This window comes from Aggregatibacter sp. HK296 (assembly GCF_980469475.1).
Genome location: NZ_OZ413142.1, coordinates 760643 through 783934, shown reverse-complemented (window position 1 = coordinate 783934; position 23292 = coordinate 760643). Strand labels below are relative to the sequence as shown.

The 23292-nt window shown below is 41.3% G+C and carries 19 protein-coding genes; 6 read left to right on the top strand and 13 right to left on the bottom strand.

The genetic code is table 11. The features are described from left to right. From AC30SH_RS03810 to AC30SH_RS03755, 12 genes are all read right to left on the bottom strand, one after another. The gene (locus AC30SH_RS03810) at positions 1–2139 is read right to left on the bottom strand and encodes a sensor histidine kinase (protein ID WP_489582137.1); all 2139 of its coding nucleotides are present in this window, start codon (positions 2137–2139) and stop codon (positions 1–3) included. Positions 2140–2149: 10 nt separating this feature from the next. After that, positions 2150–3595, bottom strand: coding sequence for an Eco57I restriction-modification methylase domain-containing protein (locus AC30SH_RS03805; protein ID WP_489582136.1), 1446 nt, complete (start codon positions 3593–3595; stop codon positions 2150–2152). Beyond that, a complete protein-coding gene (locus AC30SH_RS03800; RefSeq protein ID WP_314400755.1) occupies positions 3592–4431 on the bottom strand; it encodes a KilA-N domain-containing protein in 840 nt (279 codons plus the stop codon). Before AC30SH_RS03800 ends, AC30SH_RS03805 begins: the two co-directional genes overlap by 4 nt. A 59-nt stretch (positions 4432–4490) precedes the next feature. Further along, positions 4491–5144 carry an N-6 DNA methylase gene (locus AC30SH_RS03795; protein ID WP_489582135.1) on the bottom strand — a complete coding sequence of 218 codons (654 nt, stop codon included), beginning with the start codon at positions 5142–5144 and terminating at the stop codon, positions 4491–4493. 18 nt (positions 5145–5162) lie between these two features. Next, positions 5163–6542 (bottom strand): restriction endonuclease subunit S, encoded by a 1380-nt coding sequence (locus AC30SH_RS03790; protein ID WP_489582134.1) that lies wholly within the window; start codon positions 6540–6542, stop codon positions 5163–5165. 2 nt (positions 6543–6544) lie between these two features. Continuing rightward, positions 6545–9388, bottom strand: a complete 2844-nt coding sequence (locus AC30SH_RS03785) for a type I restriction endonuclease subunit R (RefSeq protein ID WP_489582133.1) — start codon at positions 9386–9388, stop codon at positions 6545–6547. Positions 9389–9924: 536 nt separating this feature from the next. Beyond that, positions 9925–10521, bottom strand: a complete 597-nt coding sequence (gene yfbR, locus AC30SH_RS03780) for a 5'-deoxynucleotidase (protein ID WP_489582132.1) — start codon at positions 10519–10521, stop codon at positions 9925–9927. Between the two features lie 11 nt (positions 10522–10532). Further along, positions 10533–11546, bottom strand: coding sequence for an outer membrane-stress sensor serine endopeptidase DegS (gene degS / locus AC30SH_RS03775; protein WP_109858753.1), 1014 nt, complete (start codon positions 11544–11546; stop codon positions 10533–10535). 7 nt (positions 11547–11553) lie between these two features. Then, positions 11554–12678 carry a bifunctional diaminohydroxyphosphoribosylaminopyrimidine deaminase/5-amino-6-(5-phosphoribosylamino)uracil reductase RibD gene (gene ribD / locus AC30SH_RS03770; protein WP_489582131.1) on the bottom strand — a complete coding sequence of 375 codons (1125 nt, stop codon included), beginning with the start codon at positions 12676–12678 and terminating at the stop codon, positions 11554–11556. Further along, on the bottom strand, positions 12678–13130 hold the full coding sequence (gene nrdR, locus AC30SH_RS03765) for a transcriptional regulator NrdR (protein WP_048750527.1): 453 nt from the start codon (positions 13128–13130) through the stop codon (positions 12678–12680). The genes ribD and nrdR overlap by 1 nt, the downstream gene beginning before the upstream one ends. Before the next feature lie 133 nt (positions 13131–13263). After that, a complete protein-coding gene (gene rlmM, locus AC30SH_RS03760; RefSeq protein ID WP_489582130.1) occupies positions 13264–14352 on the bottom strand; it encodes a 23S rRNA (cytidine(2498)-2'-O)-methyltransferase RlmM in 1089 nt (362 codons plus the stop codon). Beyond that, positions 14345–15250 (bottom strand): transcriptional regulator GcvA, encoded by a 906-nt coding sequence (locus tag AC30SH_RS03755; protein WP_006718483.1) that lies wholly within the window; start codon positions 15248–15250, stop codon positions 14345–14347. Before AC30SH_RS03755 ends, rlmM begins: the two co-directional genes overlap by 8 nt. A gap of 459 nt (positions 15251–15709) precedes the next feature. Between AC30SH_RS03755 and AC30SH_RS03750 the strand changes: the two genes are divergently transcribed. Next, positions 15710–16729 (top strand): branched-chain amino acid aminotransferase, encoded by a 1020-nt coding sequence (locus tag AC30SH_RS03750; RefSeq protein WP_006718485.1) that lies wholly within the window; start codon positions 15710–15712, stop codon positions 16727–16729. Positions 16730–16843: 114 nt separating this feature from the next. Here AC30SH_RS03750 and mdh read toward each other — a convergent pair whose 3' ends face one another. Next, positions 16844–17779 carry a malate dehydrogenase gene (gene mdh, locus AC30SH_RS03745; RefSeq protein WP_315028051.1) on the bottom strand — a complete coding sequence of 312 codons (936 nt, stop codon included), beginning with the start codon at positions 17777–17779 and terminating at the stop codon, positions 16844–16846. Between the two features lie 255 nt (positions 17780–18034). Here mdh and argR point away from each other — a divergent pair, with 255 nt between their 5' ends. The 5 genes from argR to rsxC all read left to right on the top strand — a co-directional run bounded on the left by argR (position 18035) and on the right by rsxC (position 23286). Next, positions 18035–18502 carry a transcriptional regulator ArgR gene (gene argR / locus AC30SH_RS03740; RefSeq protein WP_006718490.1) on the top strand — a complete coding sequence of 156 codons (468 nt, stop codon included), beginning with the start codon at positions 18035–18037 and terminating at the stop codon, positions 18500–18502. A 24-nt stretch (positions 18503–18526) separates the two neighbouring features. Further along, positions 18527–19420, top strand: a complete 894-nt coding sequence (locus tag AC30SH_RS03735) for a TIGR01777 family oxidoreductase (RefSeq protein ID WP_315028048.1) — start codon at positions 18527–18529, stop codon at positions 19418–19420. A 153-nt stretch (positions 19421–19573) separates the two neighbouring features. Continuing rightward, positions 19574–20155, top strand: a complete 582-nt coding sequence (gene rsxA / locus AC30SH_RS03730) for an electron transport complex subunit RsxA (RefSeq protein ID WP_006718494.1) — start codon at positions 19574–19576, stop codon at positions 20153–20155. Continuing rightward, positions 20155–20748: an electron transport complex subunit RsxB gene (gene rsxB / locus AC30SH_RS03725; protein ID WP_048750534.1), complete on the top strand. Its 594-nt coding sequence runs from the start codon at positions 20155–20157 to the stop codon at positions 20746–20748. The genes rsxA and rsxB overlap by 1 nt, the downstream gene beginning before the upstream one ends. Next, complete coding sequence (rsxC, locus tag AC30SH_RS03720; RefSeq protein ID WP_489582129.1) at positions 20749–23286, top strand: electron transport complex subunit RsxC; 2538 nt, start codon at positions 20749–20751, stop codon at positions 23284–23286. Positions 23287–23292: the final 6 nt, after the last annotated feature.

Genomic DNA, 23292 nt, shown 5'->3' with positions numbered 1-23292 from the left:
TTAAATCGTTTCCTCCATTTCAAAAATAAATCCAAATCCACCCTCTCCTGAAATAGAAAGAATTTCTCCTTTTTGTAAATTAATTGTATTGTTAATTATCCACATCCCGAGACCATGCCCATTTGTTCTGCTTGTTTCATGTGGCTCTAAAATAATTCTTGGGTTATCTAAATATTTTTTCAACAATCCCTTCCCATCATCATAATACGATATTTTCAGCTTATTATTATTCCTACTAATTACAATTTTTATTTTTAACTCATTAGTTTCGCTATTTTGTTGAACACTATTTAATATTAAATTATCAAATATAGTATAGAATGTGTCTTTTGAAATATTAAATTCTACTTTATCATCTATACATGTTTCTATGTTTAACCAAGAATAATCTTTTTTCCAACCTTCTAATATCGAATTTACAATTTCTTTTATATTTAAACGTTCTGCAAAAAATTGTTTCTTTTCTACTTTTTCTAAAATTGCATCAATAAAACTAAGTATCTTTTTTACTGCTCTATGATTATTTTTTAATAAACCTGGTATATCTTCACACGCAATTTTTCTATTCTCTGGACTATTAACAATTTCCCAAACTTCATATTTTTGTAGAGCATTAACAATGTCATCATAGGATGGTTCCATTTGGTTTCTATCGTTATTTATCTCATGTGCTATTGATGTAGCCTTCATTCCAGATGTTGCTAAAGCATTTAAAATTCTAACATCATATTTATACCTTGCTTCTACATTCGCTTTCTCTTGTTCAAATTTTTCACTATTTTGTTTAAATAATTTAAGCTCATTAACAAGCTTATCTTGTTCACTTTTATCTAAATTTTCTATCCTTTTAGGATTTTTAACAATTTCATCTGATATTTTTTTTATAAGCTCTTCTTCACCTCTATTTTTTTCATTTATTTTTCGAATTATCTTTTGTCTATACCTTTCAAATTCTTTGATCCCAGTTAATATAATTTGAACGAATAATTTATAGTATATATTCTCATCTAATCCTTGTCTATTCATAAGATCTTGCAATACTATATTTTGTTGCTTATCAATCAATACATATCCAGACACTTGATTTTCTCTAACTCTCCAAGCCCCTGTGGGATGTGATGCCGCTGCTGGAGATTTTCTTGTTCTTTTCCCTAATCCCAACCAATCTTTTTCACCTTCAAACGATGATATGCTAAAAGCATTTCTATAAAGAATCACACCACTATCGACACTTTCATCAGTACTTAGATATTTATATAAAAATTTTTCTTTATCTTGCTTTGTCGCATTGAAGTTGAAAAGTAAGTTTGCAGAAAATCTCCCAAGTTTCTCTAATTCAGAAAATAATTCTTCTCCTCCCATCTCAGAAATTTCATTACCTTCAAATTCATCAAAAATGTTCACTTCACTATTGTATGTATTTAAATCTATTTCTGGACAATACTTTATGGCCTCACTATTAAACTCGTCTGAAAGCACTGATACAGTTAGTATTCCTTTATTATATTTTAGCAATATATTCGCTCTACAATTTTTTCCAGGTTCAGGTTTTGGAAAATGCAACTTCACAAATTCATCATATTCATTAGCTATAATCCGTATCTTCATAGCTGTATCATTATATGTTCTCTCAAGGTACTTATTTAACTTTTCAATCCTCTTAGGAGTCCATTTTTCTCTAAGATTGTTTATTACTATACAAGTACCTTTATTTTCTATGCTAGAATCTGAATCTAATGTGGATTTATTCCAATCTGTTTTCCAAACAACTCCGTTTTTTTGTGCCTTTTTACTATACAATTGTATATTTTTACCTAATCTTGACAAGGCAAAACGACCTACTCCTTTCTCTCCAGCTTGCACTCTAACATTATTATTTGTATCAATGAAATCATATCCTTTATTGCTTTTCCCAATATGCATCCAGTGTTTCTTTATATCCTCTGAATCCATGCCATCTCCATTATCAGTTATTTTCAGCGTTGTTTTATCTATAAACTCTAATGTAACAACCAAAGCATTCGCATCATATGCATTTTTAACCAATTCTAAAACTGCCGCCTCATCATTGGAAAAGTTTTGTACACCTAAAAGTTCTGCAATTGTACTATCTTCAATACTATATTTAAGATATTCCATATTTCCCCCACTAAAAATTAAATTCTTCAATATCCTTTGATGTAATTCTCAATGAACTTCCACTAATATTTATCCCTACCTTCTTTACATAGTCCATGAAATTTTCACTTTCAAGAATTCTTTTTGCAAAATCCAGATTATATTCTTGCCTTTCATCTCTTAAGGATATATACATTCCTGCATATGGAATACAATCCTCCTCTATCCTATATATACAGACTTTATCTGTAATAATTGTTGATATAAGAAGTTTTTCGCATTTAATCCCTGAAAGTGCTTGCGTTCTTCCATATTCAAACCACTTTGATTTTTTATCAGATTTTCTTTCTGTTAATTCTCTTTTAAATTGGCTCAAATAGGAAAAAGCACCAGGATATAAATTTGCAAATTCATTTTCTTCATATTTTATTAACCGATTATTAATATACTTATATGGAAAAATGATTTTTTCAACTTTACCATACCTTATAGTTCTTGGTGCTGCAGTTGGCATAATTGCATCTTTTTCAATCATGAAATTCCCAACCCTATAATATCCCTCTATTTCATTATACATATTTTCATTAATTACATATGCTTTATTTAATAATGTTGCTACCACATGTGAAACTTTGAAATAATCGCCAAATCGGTTATTTCCTATATTAAACTCATTAGAAAAAATCCATTTCCCTTTCATTGTTTTTTTACTAATGGATAATTGATTATTACAACACATGTCGAAATATTTAATCTTTTCACTAATATAGTTTTTATCAAAAATTATAATAGCTGACTTAACTAACGCATCACCAAATATTTTTTCTTTTGTATAATCTTTTATAACAACAATATCCTCAATCATAAATTCTCTAAGTTTATCACCAAAAACTGTTTTAAATATACTGCTCGGTATTAAATAAGACATCTTACCTTCATTTGATAAATGCTTTAAACTATGTTCTATAAATGCATAGCAATAGTCAAATTTTCCTTGTCTACATGTCTCATATGTCTCCTTAACAAATTTTCTTTCATCTTGAGATAAATCACTGTAAGTTATATATGGAGGATTACCTACTATAAAGTCAACTGGTATACTTAACTCATTTTTTAGATAATCTTCATTATATATTTTCCATTTAACGTCCTGTATTCCATTTTTTTTTGCAACTAAATTTAAGTTAAAAATACACTTTTCAAATTGCTTTTTGTCAATTTCGAATCCAAAAATATTATTTTCTAAACCATTTTTTATTTCCTCATTGGAATATTTCAGTTTCATTGCTTCTTCAATATATCTTACAACTATTTCAATAAGAATATTGCCATCACCACAAGAATTCTCTAATATTGTTTTATTTACTATATTCTTACAATAACCAACAGAATCCAATAACTCTTTAACATAATTTTCAGGAGTAAAGATTTGACACTTATTTACTATATTTCTTTCATTTGTTTTTTTTATCATCATAATAATCCAATTTTTATTACTTCACTATTTAACTTCTCCAAAGAAATAATCTGTTTCATAGCAAGCTTTCTAAGTTCTATCATTCTTTCTTTTTGTTCCATACCTTTTCCAATAAGAATTGCATTATAACTTTCCATATTGGCAAGCACCAGTAACTCATTCAGACTTGCATAATCTCTCATATTGCCTTTCAAATCTGGATTTTCTTCACGCCACTGTTTTGCTCGCTTGTTAAATAAGGCAACATTGAGCATATCTGCTTCACTTGCATATTTATAGGATAACTGTTCGTTGGTAAGATCCTTTAATAGATATTCTTTGATTGCATCTGTATGGATTTTATAGTTAATCTTAGAAATTTCTCTATTCAAATTCCAACCTAATGATAGCTTAGAATTTTCATCTAACTTAAGCCTTTTGTAATCTTGGATTAAATAGAGCTTAAACTCTGCTGAAATCCACGAAGCAAATTCCATTGCTATATCAGGATGAGCGAACGTTCCTCCGCCTCTCCCAGATTTAGAAACAATACCAATCGCATTTGTATTTTCAATCCATCTTTGAGGCGATAATGTGAATGCATTTGTTCCTGCTTCCTTTCTAAAGGAGTCGAATTCGACCCCTTTAAAATTAGGATTATGAATAGTCTCCCATAGACCAAGGAATTCAATTGTATCTCTTACTCTTAGCCAGTTTTTAACAACATCTTTAGGTTCATGCACATTTTTGTATCTTGCAATATCCGTTAAACTTATATAGTCATTTTTAAAGTCTTCAGTATAAATTTGAATAGCAAAACCTTTTGCTTCAATCGTGTCTTTTTTCACCTTAGACATGTGAGTGCCTCCTTTATGCTGATGTACTGTTTACAACATTTATTTTCGTAATAACTGCTCTAAACAGCACACCAACGATTCATTTTTTTGATTTTAAACTTTGGTAGAAGCTCTAAAACCATTGTATTTACTTGACTATTTGCCTGTGTCATTATTATGACACGAAACCCTGCTGCCGGGTCGGCAATCAGGGTATCTGCCTGCGGGCGGACGCATTCGACAATTGCTTGAATCAAAGCACGCGGCGTAAAGTATTGCCCCGCGCCGGATTTGGTATCTTCGGCATTTTTTTCCAAAATGCCTTCGTAAATATCGCCTTTTACATCCACGCCCAAGCGCGTCCATTTGGTTTCATCAATCATCGCTACCAAACGGGATAATTTGGCCGGGTCTTGGATTTTGTTTTGCGCCTTGGCAAAGATTTGACCAAGCAAGCCTTTGCGCATACTTAAATCGCGCAACAAAGCGAGATAATGACTTTCCAATTCCGCGCCTGTGCGGTCGGTCAGACTTTTCCAGTTGTATTCTTCGGGAATGCCGACATCACGATTGTAGGGCGGCTGGCTGTATTCAAACGCCATTTTCAAAAAAATCAGATAAGTAATTTGTTCCAAATAGTCGCCGTAGCTCACGCCGTCATCGCGCAGCATATGGCAGAAACTCCAAACCTTTTGGACGATGGCGTTTGAAGTGTGGTTTTGCGTTGTGGTCATATTCGTTTTCTCTTTAATTTATTTATCCAAAAGGCTACCTGAAAAAGCCGCTTTTAAGACCGCCTGTTTAAGCAGCTCGGCTTGTTTGAGTTGTTTGACAAGTTCGGCGGCGAGTTGGTCGCAGGCGGTGAGTTTGCTTTCCAAAATGGCAACGATTTGGGTTTGTTCTGCTGGGGAGCAAATGGGGATATTAATATTCTTTATATCTCTCAAATAAATAGCTTGTTGAGCAGTTGAACCTGATAAGCCTATCATTTCTTGATTCGTTTTTGGCGATTGCATTGCAAAATTTAAAAATACATTATTAATAAAATCTAATGGTTTAATTAAGATGACACTCCCAAGTAAACAAAAAATTTCATCAATATTAACAAGACACATTCTTCCTACGGTAGCTCCACGACTAACAATTACAAGATCTCCCTTTTCAGGATCACAACGGCGACGTGCTTTTTCTGCTGTTGCTTGATCAATGAATAGTGGCTCATCTAGTGATATGCCATTTTCTCTTATATCTTTTGCGGATAAGAAATAAATTCCATCTTCTTGAACTGGAGGTTTAAAGTGTTCGCCATCTGTGATTTTTCTTGAGAGAGTTTCCAATTTAATCATTCCCCACCCACTCGGCAAGCCTGCAAAATTGTCTTCAAACTTAACCGCTTGTGTCGGTGCTTTGGGCTTGCTCGGTTTTTTCCCTTCTTTTCCATTTTGTTCCCATTGGCTGGCGGCTGTTTGCCAGTCGGCAAGCTGTTGGGCGTGGTGTTGTTCGCGGGTCGTCTGAATTTGGGCGAGCAGTTCGTTTTCAGACGGCAAGGTATCTGCGTGCTTGCTACGCCATTCTTTGGTGAGCTCGCCGTTAAAGGCGTTTTTAAGCAGGGATTGGCGGTATTGCTGGATTTGCTGTGCTGCGGTTTTCAGACGGCCTATGCCTTCGTCGATTTCGTCAAACAGGCTTTCGATTTTATTGACGATGGCTTGTTGGGTTTCAATAGGGGCTATTAAAAATTGGCATTTTTTTAAAAACGCAAAATGGCGAGCGTAGCCTCGATCAGTCAAATCTATTGATAAACAATAATAATAAGCATATTTAGGATAGATACCATTTTGGGGCTCTAAAACTTTGATTCCATCAGCACCAGCAACGAATGGAAAAGAAACGTATTTAAAACATTTTGTATGATCGCCAAAGACTATTACAGGACTGCTTATTTTTAAGATCAAACTTTCATCGTTTGAATATCCACCAATAAATAAATTTCCCTGATCAATTACAGGGTATTTCCCATTATCAAGATATTCTTTTTGAGAGATTTTTTTATCACTTATAGATACGACATTAAAAAACATATTAAAAGGAACGTATTCCCACCCTTCTGGCAACTGCTGTTCTGCGGTCATTTTTATGCTGTCCATTGTCGGTTAATCTCGTCTAATAGGGTGTTAAAGTCTTGGTCGTTGGCGGCAATTTCACTCAATACATCATAGGCTTGCCCTAAGCCGCCGTATTGATTGAATGGGGTAAGTTCAAAGTCGTTCCCTTCGATGGCAAAGGAAGTGATAATGTGGTCGCGAATCATGGTCAGCCATTGCATTTGCTCTTCGGTCAGCGGTTTGTCGGCGCGGGCGTTGTGTTCAAACGTCCATGTTTGGAAGTTTTTACGCACGGTTTTGCTAAACGGCGTGATTTTGTCATCAATGCCAATCACGCGGCGAACAAGGCTGACTAAGGCGGTGAGTTCGTTTTCTACCTGTTCGCTGACGTTATCCAAACGCGCGTATGCCTGCCAGATATGACTGAATGCCAATTTCGGTTTGGCTTTTTTGATGGCATCTGCCAGCGCTTTAATCATCGCAAGGCTTAAGGCTTGGCGTTGATAAGGCTGATTATAGAAAATCTGTAAGGCGGTGATTTCGTCTTTGTTGCTGCGTATCCATTCGGCAAAATCTTGGGTCAGGGTTTCATCATTTTCCGCCCAGCCTGCGTGGATGACTTCATCAATCTCGGCGTCAATTTTCTGCTCGTTTTGTTTGCGGATGTCGTCCAATGTGGTGATGAGCTCCATGGAAAGCGGACGTGTGGCGGCTTTGACGCGTTGTTTTTGTATCTGTAAAACGGTTTTTTCAGACGGCATATCATCAATGGAAATGCCTTCTTGCTCGCAAGCTGCCCGATGGATTTCGTCGGCATTGATGGCATGAAACAGGTCTTTAATCAATTGCGGTAATGGGATGCCGCCAGTAATGGCGGTGATTTGCTGCTGTTGTTCGTCATCAAGCTGTTTGTTTAAACGGGCAAGGCGTGCCGCCAGTGAGCTGATGCTGTCGCTATCAAATGCGCCGCCGAAGACGACGGCTTTGCCCAATTCGGAGAAGCTGACGGAACGCTTGGTGTCTAATTGCTGGCTTGCCGTTTTGAGGGATTTGGTTACACCGATGGCATCGACAATCACATAATGGGTTTTGGCCGATGATGCGGAAGGGCTGACTTTTTGCAAGCCTTCTTTATCAAGCGTGCGTGTGCCGCGTCCTTTCATTTGCTCGAAATAGTTGCGACTTTTGACATCGCGCATAAACAGCAGGCATTCGAGCGGGCGGACATCGGTTCCCGTGGCAATCATATCGACGGTAACGGCAATGCGCGGGTTGTAATCGTTGCGGAAATTCGCTAAGACGGTTTTGGGTTCTTCGCCTTGTTCGATGATTTCGCCGTTCTCTCCCACAATATCGTCTTTGGCTTTGTAAGTGATTTTTTTGCAAAATTCGTTGCCTTGCCCGAACTCTTCCCGCACCATTTTGATGATGTCGTCGGCGTGGCTGTCGTTTTTGGCAAAAATCAAGGTTTTGGGTACTTCTTGACGATTTGGGAACATTACGGGCAAATGGTCGCGGAATGTCCGGATAATGGTGCGGATTTGGCTTGGATTGACGACATCCCTGTCGAGTTGCTTGGCAGTATAGGCCTCATCGCTATCTTGCTGCTGCCAGCGTTTACGGCGTGTGGTGCGTTCGCGATGTTCGATCAATTCTTCGGCTTTGAATTTGCCGCCATCAAGACTGATTTTGGTATTGATCAGATAGACTTCATTGCCTACGTTTACGCCATCGGCAACGGCTTGCTCGTGGCTGTATTCGCTGACGACATTTTGATTGAAAAAACCAAAAGTGCGGTTGTCCGGTGTGGCAGTTAAGCCGATCAGGTAAGCATCAAAATAATCCAACACTTGTCGCCACAGGTTGTAAATGGAGCGATGGCATTCGTCGATAAAGATAAAATCAAAAAATTCAGGTGGCAGATCCGGTTGATAGGCAACGGGCAAGGGTTCTTTTAAGCGGTTTTCCCATTCTTCCAATTCCATGCTGTCATCCGGTATCGCCAGATCTTCCCCTTTTAATAGGGAATACATGCGCTGAATGGTACAAATGCAGACTTCTACGCCGTTGGGAATATGCGGTGATTTAATGACTTGAGCGTTGTAGAGTTCGGTAAATTTTCGGTTGTCATCAGGTGGAGTAAAAACCAACATTTCCTGCTCGGCCTGTTCGCCCAAATTGACGGTATCGACTAAAAATAAAATGCGGCGTTTGCCTGTGTATTTGAGCAAACGATACATAATGCTAATGGCGGTATAAGTTTTACCTGCACCTGTGGCCATCTGAATCAAGGCGCGCGGCAAATCTTTTGCCAAAGAATCTTGCATATTTTCGATGGCGGTTAATTGGCAATCGCGCAATCCGAGTTCAGCCGCAGATAGATGATTGGGATTAAGTAGCGGGATAGCCTTGAGTTTGGCGCGTAGGGTGTTTTTGCCTTCGTTTGCCCATTTTTGCAATGTCTCAGGACGATGAAAATGAAATACTTCACGGGCACGAGGCGCGGGATCGTTGCGGTTGGTAAAACGAGTAATGACACCCGTGCTTTCATATAAAAAAGCAATATCCGCTTGCGGGATATGTTTGAGTTCGCTATCGGCATAACGCGCGCTTTGCTCTTCAACCGTATTGAGCTTATGGCCAAAGTTTTCTTCTTTAGCTTCAATAATGGCAACCGGCTCTCTATCGACAAATAACAGATAATCTACCGGACCGCTGTCGGTTGGATATTCACGCACTGCCACGCCCAAACTGCTATTGGGATTAAAGTGCTTCACCGACTGTATCGTCCAGCCTGCCTGCTCCAATTTTGGGTCAATGATGTCGCGGGCTTGCTGTTCGGGATGCTGGTTGTAGGTTACCGGCTTGGTCATAGATGTTTCCTAGATGATGAGTTAAATCAAAGATAAACTTTAATTGCTAGGTTTAATGGTTTTAATGAAATATTTTACAGAATCAATATAAAATTCCTATCGAAATCTTAAAAGAGTTTTCAGACAGCTCTCTATTATCCCCCCAATTCAGAACAATAAAGTTCATCTTTGTAGAAATATACATTTCCACGAATCCTTCATAAGAGGACCGCACTTTAATTATTCAACCTGATAAAACGCCTGGAGCTTTATATGCAACAACGTACCCAAATCCCATGCAACACCATTAAATTTGAGAGTGAGCGGCTTCCGCCAAGAAAGAGCTGGTGCGCATTAAAGGCGTAACCCACGTTTCTTTATATGATAAAGATGCAGACAAATCGGTTGGAATACTGATGGTTTTCTTTAAGGAAAATTTATAATGAATAAGGCTGTTTTTATGAGACAGCCTTATTTCTTAAGAGAAATCGCGATATACGAAAATAAAGTAGCTAAATAAGTTTATAAGAATATTTGATTCTTAGAAGTAACAAAATTTACAACGTAATTTCATCAATGGATTTGCCGAAACTCGGTACAAACACCTGCAAAAAATAATTCATTTCGGGGCTTTGCCATTGATCCATCAATTTTTCTAACCGCACTTTTGCCGATTTAAATTCCTGATTGCCATTTTCCAGCTCAAATTTCACCTTAATATAAGCACAAATTAAATCCGCCTGCTTCACAATGTGCTTTTCTTCCTCAGCAAAACATTGATTATCCAAGTAGGGTAAAAAATCGGCTTGTAATGCTTTCGGCAGTAAACTCATTAAATGCAACTCAGCCGCCGTTTCAATTTGTTTATAGGCATGCGTGATCTCGTCGTTGAAATACTTAATCGGGGTAGGTAAATCGCCGGTGAAAATTTCCGAGGTGTCGTGATACATCGCCATGACAGCAATACGATCCGCGTTGAGTTGGGCACCGTAAAAACGGTTTTTAATCAGGGCCAACGCATGAGCAACAAAAGCCACCTGCAAGCTGTGTTCCGCTAAATTCTCTCGTTCAATATTGCGCATAAGCGACCAGCGCTGAATCAATCGTAAGCGATCCAAACAGGCGAAAAAATGACTGATTTTAATTTGTTCCATGCCACACCCCATTAATTAAAGGTATATTCTTCGATAACCACAGGAATCTTATACACTTGACCCAAGCGGGAAATTTCAACCTGAACCTGTGTATTCGGACGCACATCCGCGATAAGTTTCATCATGTCAGCCGGCGAACGTGCCTCAACTTCATTGATTTTCAGAATAATATCGCCTGCCTGTAACCCAGCTTTTGCTGCCGGGCTATTCGGAATAATGCTGGTGATGAGCACACCTTGCGAAGATGCGCCTTGCCCATTACTAAATAAAATATCCGTTTGCACACCGAAATAGCCACGAATGACACGTCCATCACGAATAATTTTTTTCATAACGTCGTTTGCCAAATCAATCGGAATGGCAAAATTTAGCCCTTCTGCAATTTCATTGGCGGTTTTGCCGATACTCAACGTGCTGATACCCAATAGCTCACCGGCAGAATTAATTAACGCCCCACCGGAATTACCTCGGTTAATGGAGGCGTCAGTTTGGATAAAGTTTTGGCGACCCAGCGCTTCACCGACCGCACTACGCCCTACCGCACTGACAATCCCTTGCGACACACTTTGCCCCAAATTGTATGGATTACCAATGGCCAGCGCCACATCGCCCACATGCACAGGGCGATTGGGATTTTGTGGAATCGTGGATAAGTTATCCGCTTTGATTTTTAACACAGCTAAATCCGTTAACGCATCCGAACCAATGAGTGCCGCATCAAAAATATTGCCGTTTTGCAATGCCACCACAATTTGATCGGCATTTTGAATCACGTGCTTATTAGTCAGGATGTAGCCGTCTTTCGACATGATCACGCCGGACCCCAAGTTATTCACTTGGAACTGAGAGGAAGAGGAAGTAAAGGCTTGATTATAAACATTCACCACCGCAGGCGAGGCAATACGCACAGCATCCCGATAGGAAGCAACATCATGTTGAGAGTCAGTGATTTTAGGCATGACATACAAAATCACGGCAGCAGAAGCCAAGCCGATAATCGCCGAATGAAAAAGTTTCTTTAGCATCAGTTCCTCATTTTCTTATATAAATTAACTTGAGATCATCGCCAACAGGTTCGCAAGATTGCAGTTGCCATAAAGGCGCATCGGCAAGTTGCGTTAAATTAGGCAAATGGCATAAATCTCTGGCTTGATCGCCTAACAATTTTGACGCCATGTAAATAATCAGTTCATCCACCAGATTTTCAGCAATTAATGCGCCCGCCAACGTCGCGCCCGCTTCCACCCAAAGGGTGTTAATTTGACGCTTGCCTAACTCTGCCATCAATGCCTGCAAGCGCGTTTCGCCTTGATTTCGGTCTAATTGCAAGTAATCAGTAAAGACTGGAAAGCCAGTAAGCGGATAATCATCTTCGCCCACCAACCAAACCGGTGATTCCGTTGAAAACACCTTAAAATCCGACCGCACTTTATGGCTAGAATCCAAAATCACACGCACCGGTTGGCGTAGTTTTTCTTGTGGATAACCGGCTTTTACGTCAAGCGGCAATTCTTCCCAACGCACATTTAAACTTGGATCATCCGCCAGCACGGTTTGTGAAGTCGATAAGATTGCAGAAGCCTTAGCGCGATATTGCTGCACATCCGCTCTTGCCTGTGCGCCGGTAATCCATTTGCTTTCACCACTTGCCATGGCAGTTTTGCCATCAATACTCATGGCCAGTTTTAACTGTACGAAAGGTTTGCCGGTACGCATGCGTTTCAAAAAGCCTTTGTTTAGCTGTTCGGCATTTTCTTCCAATAATCCCACCGCACTTTCAATGCCTGCATCGCTTAAAATCTGTAACCCTTTGCCCGCCACTTGTGGGTTCGGATCGCACATCGCAGCAATCACTTTACTCACGCCTGCTTCAACCAAGCCTTTCGCACAAGGCGGCGTACGCCCAGAATGAGAACAGGGCTCTAAGGTAACATACGCTGTTGCACCACGGGCATTTTCACCGGCTTCACGTAATGCCATCACTTCCGCATGCGGCTCACCGGCTTTGGCATGAAATCCTTTGCCGACCACCTTGCCATCTTTCACCAAAACACAGCCCACGGAAGGATTTGGCGTTGTGGTGAACTCGCCCTGTTTGGCTAAATCAAGCGCCAGTTGCATAAAAGCAACATCTTGCGGGCTAAATGGTTCGTTCATTAATGATCCTTTAAGTTTTCGATTTCTTGGCTAAATTGGTTAATGTTATCAAAACTCAAATAGACGGAGGCAAAACGGATATATGCCACTTTATCTAAATGCTTTAATTCTTCCATCACTAACGTGCCCACCAGTTGACTCGGCACTTCGCGCTCGCCGGTTGCGCGCAATTTATGAATAATGCGGCTAATGGCTTTTTCCACATCGTCCGCACTCACAGGGCGTTTTTCCAAGGCATGTTGAATACCACGACGTAATTTATCTTCATTAAACGGCTCACGATTGCCGTTATTTTTAATCACTTTTGGCACAATCAATTCTGCCGTTTCAAAGGTCGTAAAACGTTCGTGACACTGACCGCACTCTCTGCGGCGACGCACCTGAAAACCGTCAGAAACCAAACGACTGTCGATTACCTTGGTTTCTTCTGTCGAACAAAAAGGACAACGCATACTTGTCTCCCATCATAAATAGCGAAAAAAACAACCGCACTTTGGCGTAAATAGCGCAGTTATTTTACAAATTATTTGCACAAAGTGCGGTATAAAAAACCAAAATTTTTAAGTCTTACTTCAAGACAATCGTTTATAGCAAACGCAAGTAAACCGTGATTTCTTCCCGATCGTGATACAGGTGTTTTGCCTGTAACTGGAATTTTAACCCTTGCTGCGACAATTTATCCGCAATAAATTGCAGACATTGTTGTACTTCCGCATAGCGTTTTTTCATCGGTAGCTTCAAATTAAAGATCATGCTGTGACACCAACCGTTCAACAGCCATTTCACCATTAACTCGGCAATTCGGCTTGGTTGCTCCACCATGTCGCACACCAGCCAATCAATTTTACGTCGTTTCGGCGGCTGAAACTTAAAACCGTCTTCCGCACAATGTTCAATGCGCCCCGTATCATGCAGACCGGCTGCCATTTTGCCGTGATCGACGGCATATACAAATAAACCACGTTTCACTAACTGATATGTCCAACCGCCCGGGCAAGCGCCGAGATCCACGGCATACATGGTTTCGTTAAGCAATTCCGCTTCTTTTTGGCGCGGAATAAAATTCAAAATGGCTTCTTCCAATTTTAATGTCGAACGGCTTGGCGCATCGGCAGGGAATTTTAAGCGTTGAATACCCATTAAGTGTGCAGAATGATTGTGATTGTAAGAGTAACCCACATAACAAGCATTATTTTGTAAGAAAAAAACATGCAATGTCAGACCGCACTTTAGGTGATGTTTAGCACTCAGCCAGCCTTGCTTTTTCAAGGCTTGGCGCAGTGGCACCGTGAATTTACGGCAAAATCCCAGTAATTCTTTCGCTTCATTCGTATCGGCGGTTTCTACCCATAATTCATTGCTGTTTGTTAATGGAATGCTTTCCGCAATTTGCTGATATTGTTGAAGAATCGGGGTAATACGATCCTGTTGCGGTAAATCCGTCAGCAAATCGGAAACCACGATCATTTGACGCGCAAAAATCAACTGTTGAAAGGGCAATTCTCGGGCTAATAAATCCGCCTCACCGGGCTGATAACATTCAAAAATCACATAGCCGCTGTTTTCGGTGACACGGGCGAAGCCAAAGACGCCTTTTTCTGCTGCTTTATCGGTGATTTCTGCCGCCAACTCGCACTCAAATCCCATCCGACAATATAATGCCAACTTATTCATTTTCTTGTTTATTTTCTTCTTGATTAATGGTTTGAATGATCCAGGAACGAAACGCTACAATGCGCTCATCATTACTGTTATCTAAATGATTGACCACATAAAAGGATTTCGGATCCCGCAAATGGGTATCAAATACCGGTTGTAAATTGCCGTTGTCCAACTCTTGTTGCGCTAAAATACGATTGGCAAGCACAATGCCTTGTTCATGAATTGCCGCTTGCAAGGCCATGAAGGTATGACTAAAGATTGGGCCTTGCTGAATATTCAATTCTTCCAATGCCAAATAATTTGCCATATGTTGCCAATTATCGCGGGCATGAATGTGCAACAAGGTATGATGTTTTAAATCCTGTGGCTGATGAATTGGTTTTTGTGCCAATAATTTCGGTGCAGCAAGCACCAGTAAATCCTCTTCCACCAAACGATCCACTTGTAAGTTATCCCAGTTGCCTTTGCCGTAATAAATCGCAATATCAATGTCTTGGCTAAGCAAGCCTTCATCTTGATCGACACCTTTTAAGCGTACTTCAATGTCGGGATATAATTTATTAAATTCGCTTAAACGTGGCACCAACCATTGAATACCAAAAGTTTGCGGCACACTGATGGTTAAATGTTTATCATTTTTTAAAGCGAATAATTTATCCGTCGCCTCCGCTAAACGGTGCAGAATTTTGGTGATGTCCGCATAGTAGGCTTTGCCAAAATCAGTTAACTCCAGCGCACGATTTTTACGTTTAAATAACGTAACGCCTAAGAAATCTTCCAAAATTTTTATTTGATGGCTAATCGCTGCTTGCGTCACAAATAATTCATCCGCCGCTTTCGTGAAACTTAAAAATCTCGCGGCTGACTCAAATGCTTTTAGCGAATTTAAAGGTGGCAAACGTTTATACATGTTATTTCCCAATGATTCATTTCTTAGAAAAAATTTAAATCAGATTACTTTTTTTTATCAATCTAATAAAAAAATCTCTTTTGCCCGTTATACTTATTCTACTTAAAATGAAACCATACTTAAGTCACAATTTCTTAACTGTTAAGATTTTCGAATTAAGTATGATGTTGTGTTTGCATATTGTTTGGTTTTTCCAAACCAAAGTAACGAAAGTTACTTTTTCTTTTCATTTCCTGTATTTTCGGCATTTTCGCCAGACACCGCTCCTAAAAGAGCGGTGTTTTTTATGGGCGATTTTAACATAGTTCTGCTGTTATTTCCTGCCCTATTCCTCTTCCACAAACGAGAGTCTTCCCACTTAAACTTTTCATTTGTTTTTACGACTAAAATATTTTCAATCCTGATGGAATGGTGTAGATTAAAAACGACTTAAATCTCAATCTATATTAAGGAAAAACCATGTCAGACTTACTTGATTGGAAAAATCTCGGATTCAGTTATATCAAAACAGATTATCGTTTTATCGCCCATTGGAAAGACGGCAAATGGGACAATGGTGAATTAACCACTGACAGCACATTGCATATTCACGAAGGTTCCACCGCGCTGCATTACGGACAACAATGTTTCGAGGGCTTAAAAGCCTACCGTTGCAAAGACGGTTCAATCAACCTTTTCCGTCCGGATCAAAATGCGAAACGTATGCAAAACACCTGCGATCGCCTGTTAATGCCACAAGTTCCGACAGAATTATTTATCCGCGCCTGTAAAGAAGTGGTCAAAGCCAACGAAAAATGGCTTGCGCCATATGGTAGCGGGGCCACACTTTATCTTCGTCCATTCGTTATCGGTGTCGGTGAAAACATCGGCGTACGCCCCGCACCGGAATACATTTTCTCCGTTTTCTGTTGCCCGGTAGGCGCCTATTTCAAAGGTGGTATGAAACCGTCTAATTTCTTGGTAACCGATTATGACCGCGCTGCACCACATGGTACCGGTGGCGTCAAAGTGGGCGGAAACTATGCTGCAAGTTTATTACCACATGAACTTGCCGCTGAACGCAAATTTGCTGATGCCATTTATCTTGATCCGAAAACCCATACCAAAATTGAAGAAGTGGGCGCGGCAAACTTTTTCGGTATCACACGCGATAACAAATTCATCACGCCACTTTCGCCATCCATTTTGCCAAGTATCACCAAATACTCACTGCTCTATTTAGCCAAAGAACGCTTAGGCATGGAAACCATTGAAGGTGATGTCTATATCAATGAATTAGACCAATTCGCCGAAGCGGGTGCTTGCGGCACAGCTGCGGTTATTTCACCTATCGGCGGCATTCAATATGGCGATGACTTCCACGTTTTCTATTCAGAAACTGACGTGGGTCCAATCACTAAACGCCTTTATGAAGAACTTACCGGCATCCAGTTCGGTGACGTAGAAGCACCGGAAGGTTGGATTGTAAAAGTAGATTAATTTCTGCTTTCCAAAGGATAAAAGTGCTGTCAAATTCGACCGCACTTTTTATTTACATCCGAAAAAAATCCCCATAACCTTAGGGCTACGGGGATTTTTTATTTTCCAGTTGAATTATGGATTAACAAATTTTTCGCCTAATTCAATATCTGCACGTAATGTCGGCAACATAGCATCTAACGCTTGTTGCTCAAACGCGCTGAGTTTACCAATTGGCAGGATTTCTTCTACGCCTTCTTTACCGAAACGAACCGGTTGAGCAAAGAAGCGAGCATATTTACCATCGCCTTCGACATAGCTACATTCAATCACCGTTTCGCCTTGTAATCCGCGTACTACCGCATTTGCAAAACGTGCCGCAGCTTGAGCCATGGATAAGGTTGCAGAACCGCCACCAGCTTTAGCATTCACCACTTCAGTACCGGCGTTTTGAATACGTTTAGTTAATGGTTCAATTTCTTCCTCTTTCCATTCAGCGTATGGCACTTGAGATAATAAAGGAAGAATGGTCACGCCGGAGTGTCCGCCAATCACCGGCACGGTTGTACGATAAACGTTTAAGCCTTTTAATTCGGCAACAAAGGTTTCTGAACGAACTACGTCCAATGTGGTCACGCCAAATAATTTACGTTTGTCATAAACACCGGCTTTTTTCAAGACTTCTGCTGCAATCGCAACGGTAGTATTTACCGGGTTGGTAATGATCCCAATGCATGCTTTCGGACAGGTCACAGCGACTTTTTCAATTAAGTTACGTACGATGCCTGCGTTAATGTTGAATAGATCTGAGCGATCCATTCCCGGTTTACGTGCTACACCGGCAGAAATCAGCACGACATCCGCGCCTTTTAATGCAGGTGTCGGATCTTCACCGGCAAAACCTTCCACTTTAACCGCGGTCGGAATGTGGCTGATATCCACAGCAACGCCCGGGGTTACCGGTGCAATATCATAAAGTGATAGCTCGGAACCTGCCGGCAACTGTAGTTTCAGCAATAATGCTAATGCTTGACCGATACCGCCTGCGGCACCTAAAACTGCAACTTTCATTTCATTCTCCTCATGTAGTAAGAAATGGGTAGTTAAAAATTTGTAAAAATTGTACGCCTACCAACGTTTAAATTCAAACAGACAAATTCAAATGTGCGATCTAACTCAAATTTTTTCTTTTTCCCCCGTAAAAAAGGTCATAAAAAACGCCTTAAATTTCCACCGCACTTTCACCTTATAAAGTAAATATTTATTTGCTAAAAACGCTATTTTTATGCAAAATTCAGCCACTTTAATCTGATAAGAGAAAGGTTCATGTTAAACGAAAATCCGGATAACCTGACAAAAGCATTCAAGGATCTATTGCGCCAAGAAAAATACGGTTCACAAAGTGAAATCGTCACCGAATTACATAAAATGGGATTTAGCTCGGTTAATCAATCGAAAGTCTCCCGTATGCTCAGTAAATTTGGGGCGGTTCGCACCCGTAATACCCGCATGGAAATGGTCTATTGCTTGCCAAGTGAGTTAAGCGTGCCAAATACGCGGAGTTCCTTAAAAGATTTAGTGTTAGACATTGATCATAACAACATGTTGATCGTCATTCGAACAACACCGGGCGCAGCACAACTTATCGCGCGTCTGCTGGATTCCGTGAGTAAAATGGAAGGCATTTTGGGCAATATTGCTGGGGATGACACCATTTTTGTGACACCAACCAAAGAAACTGACATCAATAACTTAATGTTGCGTATTCAAGACTTATTCGAAAATACCCTTTAAGTTCGACAAAAACAGAAAAACTGCATGAAAATTCTCATTACTGGAGCTACCGGTTTTATCGGAAGCGCGTTGATTCCTTCATTATTGGCGAAAAATCATCAAATTACCGCCTTGGTGCGCCATCCGGCAAAAGCCAAACAGCAACTCTCCTATCACATTGAATTCATTAATACATTAGATTACTTTCAGCATTTTAATCAGTTTGATGCGGTCATTAATTTAGCCGGAGAACCGATATTTTCTCGTCGATGGACAACCACACAAAAAGAGCGGTTAGAATCTAGCCGCATTTCATTAACAGAAAAACTGGCACACCTGATAAATCGTAGTGACGATCCGCCTCAATGTTTTATTTCCGGTTCCGCCACGGGTTATTACGGTGATTGGGGTGAACAACGGATTGATGAAAATACGCCAACGGCAGATCATTTTGCCGCTCGCTTATGTCAACAGTGGGAAGCCGCAGCCTTAAAAGCCAACACGCGAGTATGCCTCGTGCGCACGGGTATGGTGCTTGGTACAAAAGGTGGTGCATTGGCAAAAATGTTGCCGTTATATCGTTGTGGCTTAGGTGGAAAACTGGGTTCTGGCAAACAGTTCTGGAGTTGGATTGCCTTAGAGGATATGGTACGTGGCATTTTATTTTTATTGGAAAATACCGATTGCCGGGGCGCATTTAATTTCGTTGCTCCACATGCAATACGTAACGCCGAATTTAATGTGTTATTAGGTGAAATCTTGCACCGCCCTCACATAGCAACCGCTCCGGCGTTTATGTTGAAAATGTTACTCGGCGAACGTGCAAATTTATTACTCGACAGTCAAAATCTCGTGCCACAACATTTGCTAGCTCAAGGGTTTCAGTTTGAACATCCTGATCTTGCTCAATTCCTCCAGAAAGAAATCACCGTTAAATAAAATCTCTCGAATTTTCCACCGCACTTTTCCAAAATACGCTTTTTGACGTATAAAAAAGTGCGGTGGTTTTTGCTAGAATTTCTCCCAATTTTTTATTGTTCTTAAGCCCATAAATGGCGATAATACACCGCTTATACGAACGAATTGAACGCTATGACACATTACATTCTACTGATCATCGGCACGGCATTGATTAATAACTTCGTGTTGGTGAAATTCCTTGGACTCTGCCCTTTTATGGGCGTCTCAAAAAAAATCGAAACCGCTATCGGCATGGGCTTGGCAACAACCTTTGTGCTGACAGTGGCGGCGCTTTGCTCCTATTTAGTGGATAATTATATTCTCGCGCCATTAAATGCGACTTTTTTACGCACGCTTGTCTTTATTTTAGTGATCGCCGTGGTGGTGCAATTCACCGAAATGGTCATCAATAAAACCAGCCCAATGTTATATCGTTTATTAGGGATTTTCCTACCGCTCATTACCACCAACTGTGCCGTGCTTGGCGTGGCGTTATTAAACGTTAATCTTGCGCATAATTTAACGGAATCGGTGGCTTATGGCTTTGGTGCCTCTGCCGGTTTTGCCTTAGTTTTAGTCTTATTTGCCGCATTGCGTGAGCGTCTGGTTGCCGCTGATGTGCCGATGCCATTTCGCGGTGCGTCTATCGCCTTGATTACGGCAGGCTTAATGTCTCTCGCCTTCATGGGCTTTACCGGATTGGTGAAACTATAATGGCGACTTTCTATTATGTTCTTATTGCCATTGTTGTATTGGCGCTGATTTTCGGCGCCATTTTGGGCTTTGCGTCAGTAAAACTGAAAGTCGAAGCCGATCCTATTGTCGAAAAAATCGATGCGATTTTACCGCAAAGCCAATGTGGACAATGTGGCTATCCCGGTTGCAAACCCTACGCAGAAGCCATTGCCAATGGAGATGTAATTACGAAATGTATTCCGGGTGGCAGACCAACTGTCATTAAAATTGCCGAACTCCTTGGTGTTGAACCACCGGAAACAGACGATTTAGCAGAAGATCCTACACCGAAAGTCGCCTTTATTGACGAGAATATGTGTATCGGCTGTACCAAATGTATTCAGGCTTGTCCGGTGGATGCCATTATCGGTAGCAATAAACTCATGCATACCATCATTCCCGATTTATGTACCGGTTGCGAGCTTTGTGTTGAGCCTTGCCCAACGAGCTGTATTTCCATGATTAAAGTCGAAAAAAATATTGATACTTGGGATTGGAAATTCGATCCTAATTTAGTGATTCCGATTGTTGATACCACATCGGCTGAAAAGAAAATCATTGTGGGGAAATAAATGGCGGATGTATTAACACGTTTCAACAGTGGCAAACTTTGGGAATTTGATGGTGGCATTCATCCACCGGATATGAAGTCCCAATCTAACGGCACGCCTATTCGCACGCTTCCTCTGCCCGATGATTTTTATGTCCCGCTAAAACAACACGCCGGGACAGCAGGAAACCTATTGGTAAAACCCGGTGATCGCGTACTCAAAGGACAACCACTGACACAAGGTGATGGCTGGCGCACCTTACCTATTCATGCACCAACCTCCGGTACAGTCATTGCTGTAGGCCCTTATGTCGCTGCGCACCCATCCGGATTGACAGAAACCTGCGTACATATTCAAGCAGACGGCTTGGATCAATGGCGACCACAAATGCCAATCGAGGATTTTTTCACCCAAACTCGGGAACAGCTGATTGAAAAAATTTATCAAGCAGGTATTGCCGGCTTGGGTGGCGCGGTATTCCCGACAGCCGCCAAAATTCACTCTGCTGAAAAACAGGTTAAACTGCTGATTATTAACGGCGCAGAATGTGAACCCTACATCACCTGCGATGATCGCTTAATGCGCGATTACGCCGGTGAAATCATCGAGGGCGTGCGTATTTTGCGTTATATTTTGCGCCCTGAAAAAGTCGTTATCGCCATAGAAGACAATAAACTTGAAGCCGTATCCGCCTTAGAACGTGCGTTACATGGCGCGAATGATATTGAAATCCGCGTCATTCCGACTAAATACCCTTCCGGCGCGGCAAAACAACTCATTCAAGTACTGACCGGCATGGAAGTACCAAGCGGACAACGCTCTTATAGCATTGGTGTACTCATGCAAAACGTGGGAACCGCCTTTGCCATTAAACGTGCCGTACTTGATGACGAGCCTTTAATTGAGCGCGTTGTCACCCTCACCGGCGATAAAATTCCTAATAAAGGCAATTATTGGGCACGCTTCGGTACCCCAATTTCTCATTTATTGCGCGAAACGGGCTACCAATATGACGACCGTTTCCCGGTCTTCATGGGCGGTCCAATGATGGGCGTCATTCTACCTGACTTAAATGCGCCGATGACCAAAGTGGCAAACTGCTTATTGGCACCGGATCATTTTGAATATGCGCCACCGGAACAGGAAAAAAGCTGTATCCGTTGTTCTGCCTGTTCCGACGCTTGCCCGGTAAAACTGATGCCGCAGCAACTCTATTGGTTTGCGCGAAGCGAAAATCACGAAAAATCGGAAGAATATTCTCTCAAAGACTGTATTGAATGTGGTGTGTGCGCCTATGTTTGCCCAAGCCACATTCCGCTTATTCAATATTTCCGCCAAGAAAAAGCCAAAATTTGGGAAATTAAACATAAAGCAAAATTAGCAGAAGAAGCGAAGATCCGTTTTGAACAACGCCAAGCCCGCCTAGAACGGGAAGAACAAGAGCGCAAAGCGCGTTCTCAACGAGCCGCTGCAGCACGCCGTGAAGAATTAGCACAGCAAAAAGGCGTCGATCCGGTCGCTGCTGCCTTAGAACGTTTAAAAGCGAAAAAAGCCGAGTCTGCAGAAAATGCGCAAATTGAGCAAAAAACCCTTATTGATGAAAAAGGCCATATTCAGCCTGACAATAGCGACATCATGGCACAACGCAAGGCACGCCGATTAGCTCGTCAAGCGGAAACCGTAGCATCTGCCGAATCGGCTACAGCTCAAAGTGCGGTTCCAATTTCAGATGAAAAATCAGCAGAAACGGATCCACGCAAAGCCACTATTGCGGCGGCTATCGCACGTTCTAAAGCGAAAAAAGCCGTTCAGCGAGGGGAACTCGTAACCTCTACCGAACCTGAAACAGCACAAAGTGCGGTTCAAATTTCAGATGAACATCCGGCAGAAACGGATCCGCGCAAGGCTGCGATTGCTGCCGCGCTCGCGCGTGCCAAAGCGAAAAAAGCGGCGCAGCAAGGGGAAACCGTAACCTCTGCCGAACCGGCAACAGACCAAAGTGCGGTTCAAATTTCAGATGAAAATCCAGCAGAAACGGATCCGCGCAAAGCTGCGATTGCTGCCGCACTCGCGCGTGCCAAAGCGAAAAAAGCGGCGCAGCAAGCAGAAACCGTAACTTCAACTGAACCTGAAACAGCACAAAGTGCGGTTCAAATTTCAGATGAAAAACCTGTGGAAACGGATCCGCGCAAAGCCGCTATTGCGACTGCTATCGCACGTGCTAAAGCGAAAAAAGCGGCGCAGCAAGGGGAACTCGTAACCTCTACCGAACCTGCAACAGCACAAAGTGCGGTTCAAATTTCAGATGAAAATCCGATAAACACGGATCCACGCAAAGCCGCTATTGCGACTGCTATCGCACGTGCTAAAGCGAAAAAAGCCGTTCAGCAAGGGGAATTCGTAACCTCTACCGAACCTGAAACAGCCCAAAGTGCGGTTCAAATTTCAGATGAAAATCCAGCGGAAACAGATCCGCGCAAAGCCGCTATTGCTGCCGCTATCGCACGTGCCAAAGCGAAAAAAGCCGCTCAACAGGCACAACAAAATGAACAGGATTAAGGAATA